The following is a 17,763-nucleotide window of genomic DNA, read 5'->3' on the forward strand; positions in this document are numbered from 1 at the left end:
CTTAGATGATAACAAATCTAAGCGGTTCCTAATCCCTTTATTTTCCTTTACGCAGCTTATGAACCTCATCGGCTACAAATTGAACATTGGTACCAATAATAACTTGGATGCTTTGCGGACCAACGATGTTAATTCCCGGTACACCCGTCGATTTAATTTTCTTCTGATCGACTTTACTCATATCGTTTACTTCTAATCGCAGGCGGGTGACACAGTTATCCACTGAAACAACATTCTCATCGCCGCCCAAGCCTTCATAAATGATCGCTGCCATTGATGCAAACTTGCTTTCACCCGCTGCCTTTTCTTCCACAGCCTGATCATCGTCCTCTTCACGGCCAGGGGTCATTAAATTAAATTTCACAATGATATAACGGAATAGGATGTAGTAAATAACGGCAAAAACAAGGCCTTGAACAATTAACATATACGGTTTATTGGCAATTGGAATTTTAAAACTTAATACAAAATCCACAAGCCCAGCACTAAATCCAAAGCCAGCTGTCCAATGGAACGCTGCTGCAATCGCCAAGGATAGTCCTGTTAAAATCGCATGCACCAGATAAAGCATCGGAGCGAGGAACATGAACGCAAACTCAATCGGTTCCGTTACACCTGTAAAGAAAGAGGCAAAGCCAGCAGCTAGCATTAACGAAGCGACTTGCTTTCTTTCCTTAGTTTTAGCCGTATGAACCATGGCCAAAGCAGCAGCAGGCAGTCCGAACATCATGATGGGGAAGAATCCAGCTTGGTACATTCCCGTTACACCCTTTACGCCCTTGCTTGCCCAGAAGTTCGTTATATCACTGATTCCAGCCACATCAAACCAGAACACCGAGTTTAAGGCATGGTGTAATCCTGTTGGAATTAATAAACGGTTGAAGAAACCATAAAGACCCGCACCGACAGCCCCTAAATCACTGATTGTTTTACCGAATGTAACCAAGGCAGTATAAATGATTGGCCATATAAAGAATAGTACCCCGGAAACCACCAGCATCGAAACGGCTGTCATTATTGGCACTAAGCGTTTACCGCTGAAGAATGCAAAGGCATCGGGTAATTTAACATGGCTATAGCGATTGTACATAATCGAAGCAACAATACCGGAAATGATTCCAACAAAGGCATTTTTAATTTTTATAAAAGAGGGGTCCACCTTTGAAGGATCTATTCTTTCTAGTAATGCCACTGCATCTGTTGAAAGTAATGTGGTCACAACTAAGAAAGCAACTAACCCGCTCAATGCTGCCGAACCATCCCTCTCTTTCGACATCCCAAGAGCGACACCTACTGCAAACAGAATCGGAATATTATCAATAATCGAGCTCCCTGCCTTAATTAAAAAGGCAGCAAGCGGACTGTCTGCCCCCCAGCCGGTTGGGTCAATCCAATACCCGATACCCATCAAAATCGCCGCTGCCGGGAGGACTGCAACCGGTAGCATCAAAGAACTTCCTACTCGTTGGAGATATTTTTTCACTTTTTCTACCCCCTAATCTGATTATCTTCGCTGCTGCAACTATCAAAAACAAAACGAATAAATAATGACTATTAAACTATAAAGATAGCTGCTCCCTTTCTAAAAATCACCTCCTCTAGGACCTTGCTCCCTATAATAGTTTACTGTCAGGTATTAACTCCTATTACTGATATTAGGACAAAAGAAAAAAATAAAAAAGCATGGAGGTACAATAAAAGAGCCTTAGCGGCCTTTCATGTTACCTCCATGCCTAAAAAGGCGTATTAATGATTCTTTCCTAGTTTGGAAAGTATTCTTTCACAGATCTCATGTGTTTCTAGCGCATCCATTGCCGCTATGCTTACCTTTGACCCCGTGGTAACTGCCTTTACAAACTCCGTAACCATTTGCTCGAAACCACGTTTCTTAAGAGTCGACTCCCAGTCATTGCCCCGCACCTCGATCGTCTCCGTCCCTTTTGAAACAACCAACTTTGAAACATTATAAACACTGCGTTTCTCCAGAGGCCCCATCACCTCAGCGATTTCTTCATTTGTGCCATTGTCCCGGTTCATGATTCCAATTGCTGTTGCTCCGCCCGATATAAACTGAACAATGACATGGTAAAGGGAGTCCTCGACCATTCTGCCGTTAACAATTAACTCTTCGATCGGATGCGGAAATAAATATCTCATGGTATCAACAACATGGATGAAGTCGTCATAAATAAAGGTCCTGGGCTCCCCTGGAAGTGCCTTTCGGTGCTTCTGGACCATAACCATATTGGGATTAGCTACCTCCTTTAGCTGCTGGTAGGAGGGGGCGAATCTTCGATTGAACCCTGCCGTTAGAATAAGATCCTTCTTTTCAGCCAATTCGACTAGTCTTGCTGCACCCTCATAATAGTCTGTAATCGGCTTATCGACAAACACATGGATGTTGTGTTGAAGTAATAGCTCTACGATTTCCTCGTGAGACGCAGTCGAGGAATGGACAAATGCCCCAGAAATCCCACTGTCTAGCAAGGATTCTAGTGAAGAGTGAAGATGTTCAAACCGATATTGGCTGCCAAGGGACTTTAGCTTTTCCTGATTACGTGTAAAAAAGTGAAATTCTTGATCCTTCAATCTGCTGTAGACTGGCAGATACGCCTTTTGCGCAATATCTCCGAGCCCAATTACACCGAATTTAGCCACAATGTATCTCTCCTAAAAAGTTCGTTAGTATTTTTAAGAATATCCATTATCTTGCTTAAATTAATAATTTTATTGCTGATAGAGCAGTAACCACGATGATAATAATTCGAAAAGGCTTTTCATTGATTTTTTTAATTAAAAATGCACCTAAAATCGCACCGATAGCAATAGCTGGTATCAAGATCACAGCCAATAAAAGCGTTTTTAAATGGATGTTATGCCACGCCAAAATTTGCATAGGTACCTTTGATACATTGACGAGGAAGAAAAACCATGCAGTTGTCCCCAGAAATTCCGCCTTTTTAAACCCTTTGGCTAATAGAAAAACTGTAAAGATTGGTCCCGCTGCATTACCAATCATGGAGGCAAAACCGCTAAGAATTCCCGTTAAGGCATAAAACCACTTCCCTTTAGGGACCTTAGCTTCTTCACCCTTTTTCTCCATATAAATCAAAATAAATAAGCAAACGATTACACAAATAGAAATAATCATCTTAAATTGTTCGTCATTCGTATACTCTCCAACGAACAGCCCTAATAATAGCCCTGCCGCCACCCAGGGAATTAATTGCTTAATATTTTTCCAGTCCGCATGGCGATTATAATAATAAATGGCAAAAAGATCAGCCATAATTAACAAGGGTAAGATGGTTCCAGTCGACTCTTTCCCTCCAAAAATTAAGGCAATGATCGGGATGACCGGCATTGAAAAGCCGTTTATTCCCGTCTTTGAAAAACCGATTAAAACCGCTGCAACAATTAACCATATCCACTCTGATATGTTCAAATGAAATAAACTCCACATTTTATTATCCCCTATTAATCTAGCATCTACGAAATCCCAAGGTGTATTTAAAAAGCAGAAGAACCATTAATGCATTCTTCTGCTTCTATATCAATATTGAGTTTTGCTTCCAATAATGTCAATAGCAGTCAAGCGTTTTTAATGTGATAATTTTTCCGTCCTGTTTTTCCGGATACCATGGACAATAAATGTAATCACAAAGGCTACCACCAGTACGACGATAAAAATTTCATTTGCTATCTCGATATCAACAAGGGTAAGCCCCATTTTAACGGCAATAAACAAAATTAAGAAATACGCTGTCGTCTCGAGCTCTGGTACCCTGTTCATTAAACTGATGAAGAAGGTCGCTACTCCCCGCATCAAAAGAATCCCTATCATACCGCCAAGTAAGACAACCCAAACTTCATCGGAAACGGCAAGTGCGGTCAGGATACTATCCACGGAAAAGGCTAAGTCCATTAGTTCCACACTAATAACCGTTGCCCAAAAAACCCCAAATGTTTGGGTCAGCCAGCCCTTCGGCTCCCGCACTTCCTCCTCGTCTTCCCCTTCTTTACTTTTCAGCTTGTCCATAAAGAACTTAACGGAAAGCCAGAGTAGATAAAGCGCACCAATCAACTTAATAAACCAAAGCTTAATTAAAAACGTTCCCAGCCCAATAAAAATAAACCGGAATAAATACGCTCCCCATAGTCCGTAAACTAAGGCCTTTTTTTGCTGCTGCTTTGGTAATGGTTTCACAAAAGCGGATAAAACCAAAGCATTATCAGCCGATAAAATACATTCCAGCACCGCTAACGATACAATTAATCCCCACGCCTTTGGTGAGGTCAATACATCTGCCCACATATGCCAATTAAGCATTGAGGCAAAGTTTGATACTACTTCTTCCCACATCGTTCATTTCTCCTTTTTTTCCAAAAAACTGCAGCTGTTTCCTAACACGTTGCCTGGATTTATTTTAGCGTATAAATTGCTTAACCAACTAGTTTTTCGCCTAACTACGCACTTCCTCCTTTTATTATAGCCTAAAAATGGGAGCATTACCCAATAGAAAAGGGCCAGCCTCGGAGAAAAAGACTGACCCTTCGTTTTACCTTTGATATTTAGATAATTTGGATGTAACGTTCCCCGCTTTTCTCTCCTGCTGACGCGCTTTTAAGTTAGAAGCCCAGGAAACCTGCGACTCGTAATGTTGGGTATATTCCTTATTCACCAAGTTCTGCAGCCGGTCTTTATTTTTTTCCAGGAGATCTTCAAGGGCCTTCAAACGGCGGCCTGGAAATGCGAGCCCTGCCAAAACAGTTGTTATGGTCGGGTCTGATTCCGATATATAGGTTCCTTCGAATAACTCAACTGGTTCTCCAACCCTTTCAAAAATCGATGGAACATTGATTAGTTTTGCCATACTTTCAGGACCTTCATAAATTAATCAGGCTCTGATGACGCCAGTAGATTCAACCGGGCAAAAAATCGAGTTAACCCACGATTGCTGAATTTTACTGGAGACATCCGCAGTAGTCTTTGCATCCGTGATGGTGGTTGACGAGATAATGGTAACACCTCTTGTTCCGAGAATATTCATTAAATCGGTTTCATCGAAGTTCCCAAAAAAGGAACTCTTTCTTGTTACTTGCAGCACATTATTAATGGCCTCGATGACTTGATGATTGGAAGAAAGGTAGATCTGATGTTTACTTGATTGAGGATTGACCTTCCGTAATTGATCATTATCAACAAGGAATACGGAGGATAAGGACTCAATTCTGGAAATCTCCTCGATGCAGGCTGCGGCATTGATGCGGTTTCCTGCCAGTGCATTACGGTCCGGGACCACTGCGATCGCTCCGATGTTGACCCCGGGCAGCTGGTCTAATAAGATATCCATTAGGAGCGGGCTCATTCCTGACCCTGTCCCCCCGTCCGTAGAAAAGGCTACTAATAACAGTTTAATATTCTTGAAGGACTTTTTGATAAAGTCGATTAATTCCCGGTAATTCTCATTCACTGCTTTTAACCCAATCGACCGATCCTGGCCGGCCCCGCTGTATCCCGGGACAAAGTATTTCTTCTCGACCCTTGTATTGACGGTACCGTCTCGTTGATTTGTATTTATCAGGGCGGCTTGGAAGCCCATAGAGGCAGCAATTTCCGCAATATTTCCACCTGCCTGGCCTACACCCAAAATTCCAATAGATTTCACCATTTTCTACTATCCCCTCCCTTTCTTTTAAAATAATACTCATATTTTTTAAAATTAGACTTTACCATTTTTAAAAAGCACAAAATAGTTCCGTTCAAAAGTAAAAAAAGAACCTTTTTCTTATCTGAAAGGTTCTTTTTCAAAAATTTAGAAAGACTGTTTAATTTGTTGCCTGCAATGGTTTTATGGAAGAGAGTTTGAGTGATATTGGAAAGGCCAGCAGAAGTAAACAAGCAATAAAACCAATAACCCCTCCCCAGCCAAAATGGGACCAGAAAACCCCCCCCCGCAGTACCGGCAATGCTTGAACCAGAGTAGTAGAAAAATAAATAAAGCGACGACGCTTGAGCTTTGGCTGTGCGCGCCCGTCTGCCAACCCAGCTCGAGGCAATGGAATGTGCCCCAAAAAAGCCAAACGTAAAGACCGCAATCCCGATTATTTTTAACACTAATAGGGCAAACAGAGTCAATAATGCTCCGGTAACCATAATCACGAGACCGATCCATAATACCTTCTGTCGTCCCATGGTATCAGAAAGACGCCCCATCCAAGTCGAACTAAACGTTCCAGTCAGATAAACGATAAAAATCCAGCCCACAATGGTTTGACTTAAGTGATACGGAGGTTCCAGCAGCTCGAAGCCGATATAATTATACAAAGTCACAAAGCTTCCCATTAAAATAAAAGCAATGCAAAATAAACACAATAGAGCTGGATCCTTTAAATGTCCAACTAGGGATTTGCTTAATGCTTTTAACTGTAAAGGCTTTGGTGTAAAGTGACGGGAGTTCGGAAGATGAAACCAAAACCAGACGCTGAGGATTAAACTAATGATTCCAATACTCCCCATCGCAATGCGCCAAGAGTACAGATCGGTAAGGGACCCGGTAATAATTCTGCCTGCCATGCCGCCAATGGAATTTCCACTGATATAGATGCCCATCGCAATTCCTAGACTCCTTGGTTCAACCTCTTCACCAAGGTAGGCCATCGCAATCGCCGGAAGTCCTGCGAGCACTATTCCCTGCAGAATACGAAAACCTAGTAATGAGCTAAATGTCGGACTAAAAGAGGTGATCATCACGATTAGTGAAGAGAGTAATAATGAGGCCGACATAATCGACTTTCTCCCCCATGCTTCAGATAATGAGCTAATAAACAGCATGGATATAGCAAGCGTAAACGTGGTTACCGATAATGTCAGACTCCCCGCCGCCGCTGTGACATCAAATTCTTTTGTAAAGATTGGCAGTAAAGGCTGGACATCATAAAGAATCGAAAAGGTAATAAAACCTCCGGCAAAGAGAGCAAAATTGGCCTTTCGAAACGCAGTCGTTCCCTGTTGCAGCTTCTCCAACGATAAAACCTTCTTCCCTTCTTTTTTCCACAATCCACTTTACTCCTCTACCGCACAAAATTCAAAAATTTGGTGTCAGGCACCACTCCCTAAGCAGGACTGACTTAGGCGTCTAATGAAATAAATTAAAAATTAATTTCCTTTTCATTAAATCTTAATGCAAAGAGTTTGAAGGCGAATTATGATAAAAACGTCAAATAGAGATTACTGGGGGGAAGCATCATGCTGCAAAAAATAAAAGGTTTCCTTAACCAGGAGAAAGTGAGATGGACCAGCAGGTTCGTCTATTACCTGCTCATTCTTCTGTTACTGTTTTTTATGTACGGATTTAATGACGCCAGTGCAGGTTCGTATATTTACAATGATTTTTAACGTCAGGGGGGGTTTTAAAATGGAATTATTACAAGCCATTCATAACAAGGCTAGGTTACAACCAGATAAATTGGTCTTTATCTCTCCAGCTAAACAGATCACTTACGGTGAACTTTGGCATAAGTCCGACCAAATTGCCGCTTTCATTCTGGCACAGAACTTAAAAAAACAATCACCTATTTTGATTTACGGACATATGGAACCGGAAATGCTGGTCTCCTTTCTTGGCAGTGTAAAAGCTGGTCATCCCTATATACCTGTAGATACATCCATTCCACTCGAACGTGTTGAAAAAATAATTAGGAATTCTAATACGGAATTATTGATAAATGTATTGGGTCTGCCCCTTCCGATAGACCATTCATCTGTTAGAATGGTAAACCTGGACGAAGTGAGACAGCACGAGCGTATAACAATTGATTCATCAAACTGGGTAAAAGGCCATGATAATTTCTATATTATTTATACATCAGGGAGCACAGGGAATCCAAAAGGCGTCCAAATATCTGCTGCCAATCTGCAAAGCTTTGTGGATTGGATGATAGAAGATTTCCCTATTCAAGGAGGGCTTCGCTTTTTAAACCAAGCTCCTTTTTCCTTTGATCTTTCAGTCATGGACCTCTACCCTTGTTTAGCAAGTGGCGGTACCTTAATTGCGATTACAAAAGAAATGGTCGCTAAGCCAAAACTCTTATTTGAAGAATTAGAAAAATCCGAAACACAGGTCTGGACCTCTACACCATCGTTTGTACAAATGTGTTTAATGGATCCATCATTTAAAAGCAAACTGCTTCCGAAATTATCAGTCTTCCTCTTCTGCGGTGAAATTCTTCCTGTTTCAGTCTGCAGGCAGCTGCGGGAACGGTTTCCTAAAGCAAAGATTTTTAATACTTATGGTCCGACGGAGGCAACTGTTGCAGTCACTTTTTTAGAAATAACAGATGAAGTAATAGAGCAATATCAAACTCTTCCGATAGGCGCCCCAAAATCGGATACGCAAATCATCCTAATAAATGAAGAGAATGAACCTGTATCTGAAGGGGAAAAAGGAGAAATGATCATTGTTGGACCGAGTGTAAGTAAAGGCTATTTAGGACAGCCAGAACTAACAAATAAAGCCTTTTTTACTTATAATAGACAGCAGGCTTACAGAACTGGTGATGCAGGATTCAACAAGCAAGGTTTACTTTTTTATAAAGGAAGATTAGATTTTCAAATCAAATTACATGGATATCGGATGGAGCTCGAGGAAATCGAATATCATATTGCAAAATCGAAATATGTGAAATCAGCCGTTGTTGTTCCTATTTATCAAGATGATAAAATTGAATACCTTTCCGTCTTAATCATTCCAGCGGAACATCCTTTTGAAAAAGAATATCAGCTAACTGGTGCGATAAAAAAAGAACTAGGGTTAGTACTGCCATCCTATATGATTCCACGGAAGTTTTCATATCATAAGGAGCTGCCCATTACTCCGAATGGAAAAGTAGACCGTAAGCAAATCCTCGAAAAGGTATTGCTATGATTCCATATGGTTCTTTTACATTCTTTTTCATCCTTGTGATTTTATTAGCACCAACGATCATTCTTGGCTTACAAGGAAAAAGATTTCAAACCTATAACATGATGGTCACTGTCATCATCTTAGCCATTATTTTTACATCTAAGCCTGCAAGCGCTCTTGCATTGATTCTGTTTACCATCTGGCAGGTTCTATTGATTGAAGGATATATAGCCTATAGAAAAAGGGCAAACAACGGCTGGATTTTTTCATTAGCAGTGATTGCATCGATTCTTCCATTAGCCATCTATAAATTGCTTCCTTATTTTTCAGAGCCGAATTGGATGGCCTTTTTGGGAATTTCCTATTTAACCTTTAAGGGAACCCAATTAATTATGGAGACAAGGGACGGATTAATCAAACAAAGGCTTCCCCTTGCCCGTTTGCTGTATTTCATCTTGTTTTTTCCGACTATTTCATCGGGCCCGATCGACCGATACCGCCGGTTTGACAAGGATTTAAAAGCAGAACTAACGGGCGAACAGTATAAGCAGCTTTTATATGACGGGATCAACAAACTATTCCGAGGCTTTTTATATAAATATATTATCGGCTATTCTATTAATCATTTTTTCATTGCAAATTTAAGATTTATAGCGACAAGTCATTTTCAAAGCCAGCTCTTTTATATGTATGGATATAGTTTTTATTTATTTTTTGATTTTGCCGGCTACAGTGCTTTTGCCATCGGCATCAGCTATATTATGGGAATCAAATCACCGGAAAATTTCAATCTTCCATTTATCAGCAGGAATATAAAAGACTTCTGGAATCGGTGGCATATGAGCCTTTCCTTTTGGTTTCGTGATTATGTCTACATGCGGTTTGTTTTTTGGATGACGAAAAAAAAGTGGACCAAAAACAGAAGTATCATCTCCAACCTCGGTTATGTTTTATTATTTCTGTTAATGGGTGTTTGGCATGGTCTAGAAATTCAATATATTCTCTATGGAATCTATCATGCCCTTCTGATGGTAGGCTACAACACCTTTGAACAGTTTAATAAAAAGCATAAATGGTGGCCGCAAACTAGGTTAACGCGGATCATTAGTATTGTGATTACCTTCCATTTTGTTTGCTTTGGATTTTATATATTTTCAGGACATTTTATTCAAAAAGGAGTATGATTTCGATGGAATTTAAAGATCAAGTGATTGAGTTACTAGCAGAAATTTGTCAAGATGAGGTTATAAAAGAAAATCCAGATATCGATTTATTTGATGAGGCACTATTAGACTCATTCGGAACAGTGGAGTTATTGGTTCAAGTTGAAGAGCGCTTTGGAATCCTTGTTCCGATTACTGAATTTGACCGGGATACTTGGAATACTCCGAATCACATCGCCATTCAGTTGGCTGATTTGAGATGAAGAAGCCAGTTTTTATACCGCTTTTTCTAGCTTTTTTTGTTTTGTTTATCCTAGTAATCATTCCAGATCGCTGGATTGTAAGCCTGATTCCGAAAAACAGAGTCAGTCAAGCGGCGACAGAATTAAATCCCGTCATGTTTCAAGGAAAGTATATACAGCAAAAAATGCTGGAGAGCCGCCGTTATCTGCCAATCTTTGGTTCTTCTGAACTGGCAAGGCTGGATCGTTTTCATCCGTCTAATTACTTTCAAGAAGTCCATGAAGACTTCACGCCGTTTCTCGTTGGCCGAGGCGGAACCGAATCACTGATTCACTTTTTAAATTTTTCCGAGCATATTAATCAGTTAAAGGATAAGAAAATCGTGTTTGTGTTGTCTCCTCAGTGGTTTAATCCACAAGGAGCCGATGAGTCACACTTTGTACCCAATTATTCTTCCTTGCAGGGATATGATTTTGCTTTTAATAAACAAGTTGATCCAGAGGTGAAAAAACAGGCCATTAAACGCCTTTTAACTTTTTCATCTGTTAAAAACGATCCGATTCTCTCTACTCTCTATAAAGCGGAGTTAACGAATGATCAGTGGACAAAGCGGGAAGCCAGTGCTCTCCGCCCTGTCGCATTAGTCTATCGACATTTGCTAGAGAAAAAGGATTTATATTACTCCTTGGCTGGTGGTTTTTCTCGTCATCGGGACCTTACCCCGAAAGTCAGAAATAAATCGTGGAACGAGTTAGCGCAGGATGCTGATCAATATGGTGCCAAGCGGGCAACGAACAATCATTTTTATATCAGTAACTCGCAATATAATAAGATTAGAGGTTTCCTGCCGTCTTTAAAAAACAAAGACATTAAACGTTCCTACGGTGAATCAAAAGAATACGGAGACTTTCAGCTTGTCCTCGATGTTTTAAAGCAATCGGGTGCAAAACCGTTGTTTATCTCTATTCCGGTCAATGGTCATTATTATGATTATACTGGTTTCCCAAAGGAAGGGCGAACAGCCTATTACGAACGAATTAAGAAGCAAATAGGAGCGGAAGGGTTTCAAGTTGCCGATTTTTCTGGTCACGAATATGATCCTTATTTCATGAAGGATACCATTCATATAGGCTGGAAGGGCTGGGTTTACACGGACCGGGCCATTAAGCAGTTTTATAAGGGCAATGATCAAAATCTTGCGATGGTGAATCTTTAAAACAAAACCCACTAGTATAAAAATGAAGAAGGCGGCTCCCACGAATCGGTTAGCTGCCTTCTTTTATTACTATCTTAACGATGGCTTCTATATGACAGCGTGTATGTTATTTTCTATTTAGGATTATTTTTATTGTTAATTAACCGCTTTAGCTTCGATTCTGTTCTGGTATCTTCAGCTGGAGTATAGACACTGCATCTTAAATCATTATTTCCCTGTACTTGTAAGGAGGTTAGATTAAAGATCATTTTCCCCGCCTTCGCATGACGAAATTCGATTTGCATTTCCGGAGCTGAACTCACTTCACCTTCATGCCATAATAGGCGGAAATCCGGATAAGCCTGTTCCAAGTCCTCAATAAATTGTTTATACCATTTGTCGGCTACATATTGCCCGTAATAGGTGCGAAAAATGGCAAGAAACCCTTTCACAAAATGTTCCCAATTAACAGCTAAACTGCGAAATTCCTTTCTTGAAAACAATAATTGAATAAGATTCCTGTCTTCGATTGGAATCTGGTCAAAATCTAAAAAAACATTTGCAGCGGCCAGATTCCATCCGACAATAAACAAGCGTCGATCAGTAATAATCGTTGGGCAGTACTGAAGTTCCTGGAGAATTTTTTTCAGGGATGGACTAATCTCGGTTTCTTCGATATTGGAGGAGACAGGATCTACTCCCTCTTCCAGGGCCAATGCATATAAATACTTTTTTTCATCTTTATTTAGTTGCAAGGCATCTGAAATAGCATCTAAAACTGAAGTTGATACTTTAATTTCTCTTCCTTGCTCTAGCCATGTATACCAAGTTGTACTTACACCTGCTAATTGAGCAACTTCCTCTCTTCTGAGACCTGGAGTCCTCCTGCGTGTACCAGGCGGAAGTCCGACCATTTGAGGATTCAATTTGGACCGCTTGGCTTTGAGAAACTCTGATAATGCTTGCAGTCTAGTTTCAGGATTCATAAAATCTCCTCCTATCATGGTATTCATTATACTATGATAAACAACAACTTGTAATAGGATAAAAATAAGCTAAAATTAAAGAAAATTGAAGGCAGGAGGAATCACAATGAAAAGAGTAGTGATAACGGGGATGGGAATTATCTCACCTCTTGGCAATGATCTTGATACATTTTGGGGTAATTTAGTCGAAGGAAAATCAGGAATTTCTACTATTGATACGTTTGATGTATCTAATTCCAAAACAAAGATAGCAGGAGTTGTCCGTAACCTAGATCCAGAGGGACGATGGGGACAGAAGGAAGCCAGACGATTGGATCGTTTTGCCCAGTTTGCTTTAGCCGCAGCCGAGCAGGCTCTAGAAGCCTCTCAATTACAACTGGAAAAGATTGATCGCGAACGTTTTGGCGTCTATGTTGGATCCGGAATTGGAGGAATCCAAACTTTTGTTGATAATGTTAATCTGCTAAATGAACGAGGTCCTGGAAGAGTAAGCCCTAATTTAGTCCCGATGATGATTTCCAACGCAGCAGCAGCTCAAATCAGTATTAAATTGGGTGCACATGGTCCATCACTGTCACCGGTAACCGCTTGTTCTATTGGTAATACAGCGATCGGTGAAGCCTTTAATACCATTCGCTATGGTGATGCAGATGTAATTTTTGCCGGTGGAACGGAAGCAGCTATAACCAATTTATCCCTAGCAAGTTTCGGTAATGCAAAAGCATTATCCACCAGAAATGAGGAACCAGCGCTTGCAAGCAGACCGTTTGATGCGAATAGAGATGGTTTTGTTATGAGTGAGGGCGCGGGAATTTTAGTGTTAGAATCATTAGAACATGCCGTACAAAGAAATGCACCAATCTTATGTGAAGTAATCGGGTACGGTGCCAGCTCTGATGCACACCATATGGTGGCCACACACCCTGAAGGAAAAGGAGCCTATCTAGCGATGAGGAATGCCTTACTAAAGGCCAATCTAGCGATTGATGAGATAGATGTAATCAGCGCCCATGCAACGAGTACACAGCTGGGTGACCTTTCGGAGACGATGGCGATAAAGAGGCTATTTGGAGATTATGCTTATAAAATACCCGTTACCGCTAATAAATCGATGCTTGGTCATATGCTTGGTGCTGCCGGCGGTGCCGAGGCAATTGCTCTCGTGAAAAGCCTCCAGCAAGGGATCGTGCCTCCAACTATCAATCTGGAAAATCCAGATCCAGCTTGTGATTTAGATTATGTTGCAGAGGGGGCAAGGAGAGCACCTTTATCTATTGGTATATCGAACTCATTCGGCTTTGGCGGTCATAATTCAGCTATTGTATTGAAAAAGTATGAATAAGCACGTGTTATAAAGAAACCATTCACATATGTAAAAAAGAGCAACTAATCCTTCTTCCTTAGAAGATAGGTAATAGTTACTCTTTTTTCTGGTTCTACTTTTCCAGGGAATCCCTTAAAAGATCTTTAGATAAAAAGATTTATAATCAACACGCCTGCAAGTCCGACCAATGAAGCAATGGTAACCATAACAGACCATGTCTTAATTGTTTTACCAATGGAGAGGTTAAAGAATTCTTTGTAAATCCAGAAGCCTGCGTCATTTACATGGGAAAACGTCATACTTCCAGCCCCTGTAGCTAAAACCATCAGTTCAGGACTTACATGTGTTGCTGCAACGAGTGGTGCTGCAATACCAGCTGCAGTCATACCTGCGACAGTAGCAGAGCCCAGAACAACACGCAATATTGCGGCAATTAACCATGCTAAGATTAATGGAGAAATTGATGATCCTTCCATTAGATGGGCAACGTATTTATCGACATGGCTATCAATCAATACTTGTTTGAATGCACCGCCGCCGCCGATAATTAATAAAATGACCGCAATACTGCTGATTGATTCTGTCAATGAATTCATAAGTTCCGGCATTTTCCTGCCACGATTAAGACCGAATGTGAAAATGGCAACGATTACAGAAATTAACAATGCCACACCAGGATTACCTAAAAATTGAGCAGCAGGTAAGAGACCTGATTTTGGTGCGACAATTTCTACAATAGCCTGAAATGCGATAAGAATAACGGGAATAAGAGCTGCAAACATGCTAATTCCGAATCCTGGCATTTCCTCTTCTTTAAAGTGTTTTGGTGTAAAGAGCCCTTTTGGAATCTCTACTTCCAAATCTTCTTTTTTAAATAACCTTGTATATAATGGCCCGCTAATAATAACAGCAGGTATGGCAATGATAATGCCGTATAATAATGTCTTACCTAGATTTGCTTGATAGATTCCTGCAACCGCTGTTGGTCCTGGATGGGGCGGAACAAAGCCGTGCATTGTAATTAATGCTGCGATTACCGGCATTCCTATGTATAGGATGGGAACACCCGCTTCTGCGGCAATCGTGAATACTAACGGAATTAAAACAACAACGCCTGTTTCAAAAAATAAAGCGATTCCAACAACAAACGCAGTGAGAACAGCCGCTAACTGTACTCTCTTCTTGCCAAATGCCCTGATTAACGTCACGGAGATTCGCTGGGCACCTCCTGAATCAGCCATCAATTTCCCAATCATGCCCCCAAATACAATGACTAAAGCCAGACTTCCTAATGTACCGCCTAAACCAGTTGTAATCGATGTCATCGCTTCGACTGGTGACATTCCTTCCATTATACCCACAAGCAATCCGACTACAATTAATGAGATGAAAGCATTTAACTTAAAGACCACCATTAATAATAGTAGTAATGCTACCCCTATGCAGATAAATACAATTGGCATTTTCTCCCTCTTCTCCTTGTATTAAATGGATGCCAATCGAATGATTATTGGCATCCATTTAATTAAAAAATTCTATTTACCACTTAAAATTTCAGCAACCTCTTTTAAATCGGTTTGAGATCCTACGTTACCCGGGAAAATGACATAAGCGATGCCGGGATATTTGCTTTCATTCCCTGTTCTCCACACCGGGATACCAGGTCGAATCTGGCCAGCCACTGTTGCTCTTTTCACCTTCAAGCCTTTCGTTCCCACATCACTTGAGGTGATCCCTCCTTTAGCGATGAGAAAGTTCGGCCTAACTTTTAATCTCGTAACGATACTTGTCACCGCATCCGAAATCGAAACTGATAGTTTTAACTCTTCTTCCTTTTTGCCTTCCCCAAGGTCCAGACGCTCTCTACTCGTGTAAACGGCAACGGTTTTACCGGATCGAATGAGATTTTCAGTTTTTTCAATTACACGGTCACATTCTTTCTCGAATAGGTCAGGCTGTAAAACTAAACGACTATTAAATTCAATAAATTCAATCCCACTTAGCTTTTTAAGCTCTTCCAGCTGTTCCGTCGTCTTTTTCACATGGGAACCGATAATGATTAATCCACCATTCCCTGTTTCTTCCCCCACTAATTCCGCTCTAGTAAGCAGCGGTTTATTGCTCACCCCTCCGATTACCTTTGGAAGAGCGGCTGCACTCCTAAATAAGAAGTTCTTACCGCTGTTGATCGCTTTTACTATGGCAATCGTAAAGATTTTTACATCCACCTCGTCAACAGCATTGACTACTACCTTATTAAAATTGTTCACTTCAAGAAGCTGTGCAGTTATTTTTTCAATCTGTAATGTGCGAAGCTGTTCAAGTGAAATATATAATGTATTTTCAGCTAAAAATTCTCCATTCGACTTCTCTTCAATCCATTCACCTAAATCTGATTTTGTGTATCCAAAGGTGCGGTCCTTGGCAAATTCCGTTTCACCAGCTGGTACGAGCTCCTTACCGTACTGGACATAGTGAATATTATTGATGGTAAAGCGTCCACCCTCTTTGAAGAACGGCAGGATGACCTCGCCATCAATTTTCATATCAGAAGCAGTTTCAATGGTTCCCTTCAAAACATTTGTTTCTAATGGATAGTGTCCTCTTAAAGTTGAATCCCCACGGCTGATAATCATAAATTCCCGGTTTAACTTCGAAGCTACAGTTAGAATATTACCGGCAATTTCTCGGTGGGCTTTCTCTGTTTCTTCCGATGTAAACCCTCTTGAATTGGTCAAAATAAAGAACATCGACTGTTCTTCATTAAATCCCTGTTCGATACTTTCTAGTGACCAATCTGTAAAAACTGAGATGTCATGAACTGTTTGTACACCAGTAGGATCATCATCCAAAACAATAATTTTTTTATTTAAAGACTTTAGTGCTTCCTCAAGCAATTGATCAACGTGGGCACTGTTTACTTCAGGAAGAGTCTCAAGAATTTCTACGGATACTCTTTTTGTCTCGTTCATGCTTTAAACCCTCTTTACTTCAACATTGGCAAGTTTTTCATAGTATCTAACAATGCTGCCATGATCATCTTGTATTTTCCCATCAACCTTTAACGCATGGAAAATCTCTAATAACTGACTTGATAGCGGTAATGGAACACCGATTTCATGGGCTGTATCCATTACATTAGTAATGTCTTTTAGATTGATCGCAATGCTTCCGCCTGCGACAAAGTTTCGGTCTAAAATCATTGGCACCTTTGCATCGAGAACTGCACTTCCTGCAAGTCCACTTCTAATGGCCTGATACATTTTTTCAACATTAATACCTGCCTTTGATGCTAATACCAGTGCCTCAGACATAGCAGCTATGTTAAGGTTTACTATAATTTGATTAGCAAGTTTTGCCGTTACACCACAGCCATTATCACCTACTAAGGTTACGTCCTTTCCCATACCATAAAGAACGGATTGAACGCTTTCAAAAACATCTTCTTTACCGCCAACCATGATGGCCAACGTACCGTCAATCGCTTTCGGTTCCCCGCCGCTCACTGGTGCATCAAGCATACCGACTCCTTTTTTCGCTGCCTCGGCTGCAAGTTCTTTAGATACTTCCGGAGTAATGGAACTCATATCAATAATTACCGAACCTTCTTTAGCTCCCTCTAGAATGCCATTTTCACCTGATACAACCTCTTTTACATGTTTGGAAGCTGGCAGCATGGTAATAATGACATCGCTGTTTTCTGCCACTTCCCTAGGAGATGCTGCTGAGGTTGCTCCTGCCTCTACTAAACTATTGACCGCCTCTTGATTAAGATCAAATACAATCAGTGTGTGTCCTGCCTTCATTAGGTTTAATGACATTGGTTTTCCCATGATGCCAAGTCCAATAAATCCAACTTTTCGTTCCATTCTAATTCCTCCCGATGTTCATTGATTCAATATATATTAAGCTGATTGCGCTTTCTCAACATTGACGCAATCGCTTT

The 17,763-nt window shown here is 40.7% G+C and carries 16 protein-coding genes and 1 pseudogene; 6 read left to right on the forward strand and 11 right to left on the reverse strand.

What is annotated here, in order from left to right; genetic code table 11:
* Positions 1 to 37: 37 nt before the first annotated feature.
* From nagE to ACZ9EE_RS13750, 7 genes and pseudogenes are all read right to left on the reverse strand, one after another.
* Positions 38 to 1,483 (reverse strand): N-acetylglucosamine-specific PTS transporter subunit IIBC, encoded by a 1,446-nt coding sequence (gene nagE, locus ACZ9EE_RS13720; protein WP_476027890.1) that lies wholly within the window; start codon positions 1,481 to 1,483, stop codon positions 38 to 40.
* 263 nt (positions 1,484 to 1,746) lie between these two features.
* Complete coding sequence (locus ACZ9EE_RS13725) at positions 1,747 to 2,658, reverse strand: Gfo/Idh/MocA family protein (protein ID WP_476027891.1); 912 nt, start codon at positions 2,656 to 2,658, stop codon at positions 1,747 to 1,749.
* A gap of 55 nt (positions 2,659 to 2,713) precedes the next feature.
* Positions 2,714 to 3,463, reverse strand: coding sequence for a sulfite exporter TauE/SafE family protein (locus tag ACZ9EE_RS13730; RefSeq protein WP_476027893.1), 750 nt, complete (start codon positions 3,461 to 3,463; stop codon positions 2,714 to 2,716).
* A gap of 138 nt (positions 3,464 to 3,601) precedes the next feature.
* Positions 3,602 to 4,363, reverse strand: a complete 762-nt coding sequence (locus ACZ9EE_RS13735; protein WP_476027895.1) for a TerC family protein — start codon at positions 4,361 to 4,363, stop codon at positions 3,602 to 3,604.
* 196 nt (positions 4,364 to 4,559) lie between these two features.
* Positions 4,560 to 4,874, reverse strand: a complete 315-nt coding sequence (locus ACZ9EE_RS13740; protein WP_476027897.1) for a hypothetical protein — start codon at positions 4,872 to 4,874, stop codon at positions 4,560 to 4,562.
* Positions 4,875 to 4,898: 24 nt separating this feature from the next.
* Positions 4,899 to 5,672: an FtsZ/tubulin family protein gene (locus ACZ9EE_RS13745; RefSeq protein ID WP_476027898.1), complete on the reverse strand. Its 774-nt coding sequence runs from the start codon at positions 5,670 to 5,672 to the stop codon at positions 4,899 to 4,901.
* Positions 5,673 to 5,829: 157 nt separating this feature from the next.
* Positions 5,830 to 7,027 (reverse strand): annotated as a pseudogene (locus ACZ9EE_RS13750) (MFS transporter).
* Positions 7,028 to 7,249: 222 nt separating this feature from the next.
* Here ACZ9EE_RS13750 and dltX point away from each other — a divergent pair.
* From dltX to dltD, 5 genes are read left to right on the forward strand one after another with little or no spacing between them, the layout of a single operon-like run.
* Positions 7,250 to 7,399 (forward strand): teichoic acid D-Ala incorporation-associated protein DltX, encoded by a 150-nt coding sequence (gene dltX / locus ACZ9EE_RS13755; protein WP_215045259.1) that lies wholly within the window; start codon positions 7,250 to 7,252, stop codon positions 7,397 to 7,399.
* Between the two features lie 19 nt (positions 7,400 to 7,418).
* Complete coding sequence (dltA, locus tag ACZ9EE_RS13760; protein WP_476027901.1) at positions 7,419 to 8,927, forward strand: D-alanine--poly(phosphoribitol) ligase subunit DltA; 1,509 nt, start codon at positions 7,419 to 7,421, stop codon at positions 8,925 to 8,927.
* The gene (dltB, locus tag ACZ9EE_RS13765) at positions 8,924 to 10,090 is read left to right on the forward strand and encodes a D-alanyl-lipoteichoic acid biosynthesis protein DltB (protein WP_476027903.1); all 1,167 of its coding nucleotides are present in this window, start codon (positions 8,924 to 8,926) and stop codon (positions 10,088 to 10,090) included. The genes dltA and dltB overlap by 4 nt, the downstream gene beginning before the upstream one ends.
* A gap of 5 nt (positions 10,091 to 10,095) precedes the next feature.
* Positions 10,096 to 10,332, forward strand: a complete 237-nt coding sequence (gene dltC, locus ACZ9EE_RS13770; protein WP_476027904.1) for a D-alanine--poly(phosphoribitol) ligase subunit 2 — start codon at positions 10,096 to 10,098, stop codon at positions 10,330 to 10,332.
* Positions 10,329 to 11,528 carry a D-alanyl-lipoteichoic acid biosynthesis protein DltD gene (gene dltD, locus ACZ9EE_RS13775; RefSeq protein ID WP_476027906.1) on the forward strand — a complete coding sequence of 400 codons (1,200 nt, stop codon included), beginning with the start codon at positions 10,329 to 10,331 and terminating at the stop codon, positions 11,526 to 11,528. Before dltC ends, dltD begins: the two co-directional genes overlap by 4 nt.
* 113 nt (positions 11,529 to 11,641) lie before the next feature.
* On the opposite strand, the gene ACZ9EE_RS13780 is transcribed toward dltD, so the two are convergent.
* Positions 11,642 to 12,493: a helix-turn-helix transcriptional regulator gene (locus tag ACZ9EE_RS13780; RefSeq protein ID WP_476027908.1), complete on the reverse strand. Its 852-nt coding sequence runs from the start codon at positions 12,491 to 12,493 to the stop codon at positions 11,642 to 11,644.
* Positions 12,494 to 12,599: 106 nt separating this feature from the next.
* Here ACZ9EE_RS13780 and fabF point away from each other — a divergent pair, with 106 nt between their 5' ends.
* The gene (gene fabF / locus ACZ9EE_RS13785) at positions 12,600 to 13,835 is read left to right on the forward strand and encodes a beta-ketoacyl-ACP synthase II (protein ID WP_476027910.1); all 1,236 of its coding nucleotides are present in this window, start codon (positions 12,600 to 12,602) and stop codon (positions 13,833 to 13,835) included.
* 125 nt (positions 13,836 to 13,960) lie between these two features.
* On the opposite strand, the gene ACZ9EE_RS13790 is transcribed toward fabF, so the two are convergent.
* From ACZ9EE_RS13790 to garR, 3 genes are all read right to left on the reverse strand, one after another.
* Positions 13,961 to 15,280: a gluconate:H+ symporter gene (locus ACZ9EE_RS13790; RefSeq protein WP_476027911.1), complete on the reverse strand. Its 1,320-nt coding sequence runs from the start codon at positions 15,278 to 15,280 to the stop codon at positions 13,961 to 13,963.
* Positions 15,281 to 15,352: 72 nt separating this feature from the next.
* Positions 15,353 to 16,789, reverse strand: a complete 1,437-nt coding sequence (locus ACZ9EE_RS13795) for a four-carbon acid sugar kinase family protein (RefSeq protein WP_476027913.1) — start codon at positions 16,787 to 16,789, stop codon at positions 15,353 to 15,355.
* A gap of 3 nt (positions 16,790 to 16,792) precedes the next feature.
* Positions 16,793 to 17,686 (reverse strand): 2-hydroxy-3-oxopropionate reductase, encoded by an 894-nt coding sequence (garR, locus tag ACZ9EE_RS13800; protein WP_476027915.1) that lies wholly within the window; start codon positions 17,684 to 17,686, stop codon positions 16,793 to 16,795.
* Positions 17,687 to 17,763 lie beyond the last annotated feature (77 nt).

The sequence above is a fragment of the Bacillus sp. URHA0034 genome, from assembly GCF_056280405.1.

Bases quoted from the DNA above. Each gene is read 5' to 3' on its own strand.
- dltA (WP_476027901.1), top strand. From the start codon at position 7,419: ATGGAATTATTACAAGCCATTCATAACAAGGCTAGGTTACAACCAGAT.
- garR (WP_476027915.1), bottom strand. From the start codon at position 17,686: ATGGAACGAAAAGTTGGATTTATTGGACTTGGCATCATGGGAAAACCA.
- ACZ9EE_RS13745 (WP_476027898.1), bottom strand. From the start codon at position 5,672: ATGGTGAAATCTATTGGAATTTTGGGTGTAGGCCAGGCAGGTGGAAAT.
- ACZ9EE_RS13780 (WP_476027908.1), bottom strand. From the start codon at position 12,493: ATGAATCCTGAAACTAGACTGCAAGCATTATCAGAGTTTCTCAAAGCC.
- dltD (WP_476027906.1), top strand. From the start codon at position 10,329: ATGAAGAAGCCAGTTTTTATACCGCTTTTTCTAGCTTTTTTTGTTTTG.
- ACZ9EE_RS13740 (WP_476027897.1), bottom strand. From the start codon at position 4,874: ATGGCAAAACTAATCAATGTTCCATCGATTTTTGAAAGGGTTGGAGAA.
- dltB (WP_476027903.1), top strand. From the start codon at position 8,924: ATGATTCCATATGGTTCTTTTACATTCTTTTTCATCCTTGTGATTTTA.
- dltC (WP_476027904.1), top strand. From the start codon at position 10,096: ATGGAATTTAAAGATCAAGTGATTGAGTTACTAGCAGAAATTTGTCAA.
- fabF (WP_476027910.1), top strand. From the start codon at position 12,600: ATGAAAAGAGTAGTGATAACGGGGATGGGAATTATCTCACCTCTTGGC.
- ACZ9EE_RS13795 (WP_476027913.1), bottom strand. From the start codon at position 16,789: ATGAACGAGACAAAAAGAGTATCCGTAGAAATTCTTGAGACTCTTCCT.
- ACZ9EE_RS13790 (WP_476027911.1), bottom strand. From the start codon at position 15,280: ATGCCAATTGTATTTATCTGCATAGGGGTAGCATTACTACTATTATTA.
- ACZ9EE_RS13735 (WP_476027895.1), bottom strand. From the start codon at position 4,363: ATGTGGGAAGAAGTAGTATCAAACTTTGCCTCAATGCTTAATTGGCAT.
- ACZ9EE_RS13730 (WP_476027893.1), bottom strand. From the start codon at position 3,463: ATGTGGAGTTTATTTCATTTGAACATATCAGAGTGGATATGGTTAATT.
- dltX (WP_215045259.1), top strand. From the start codon at position 7,250: ATGCTGCAAAAAATAAAAGGTTTCCTTAACCAGGAGAAAGTGAGATGG.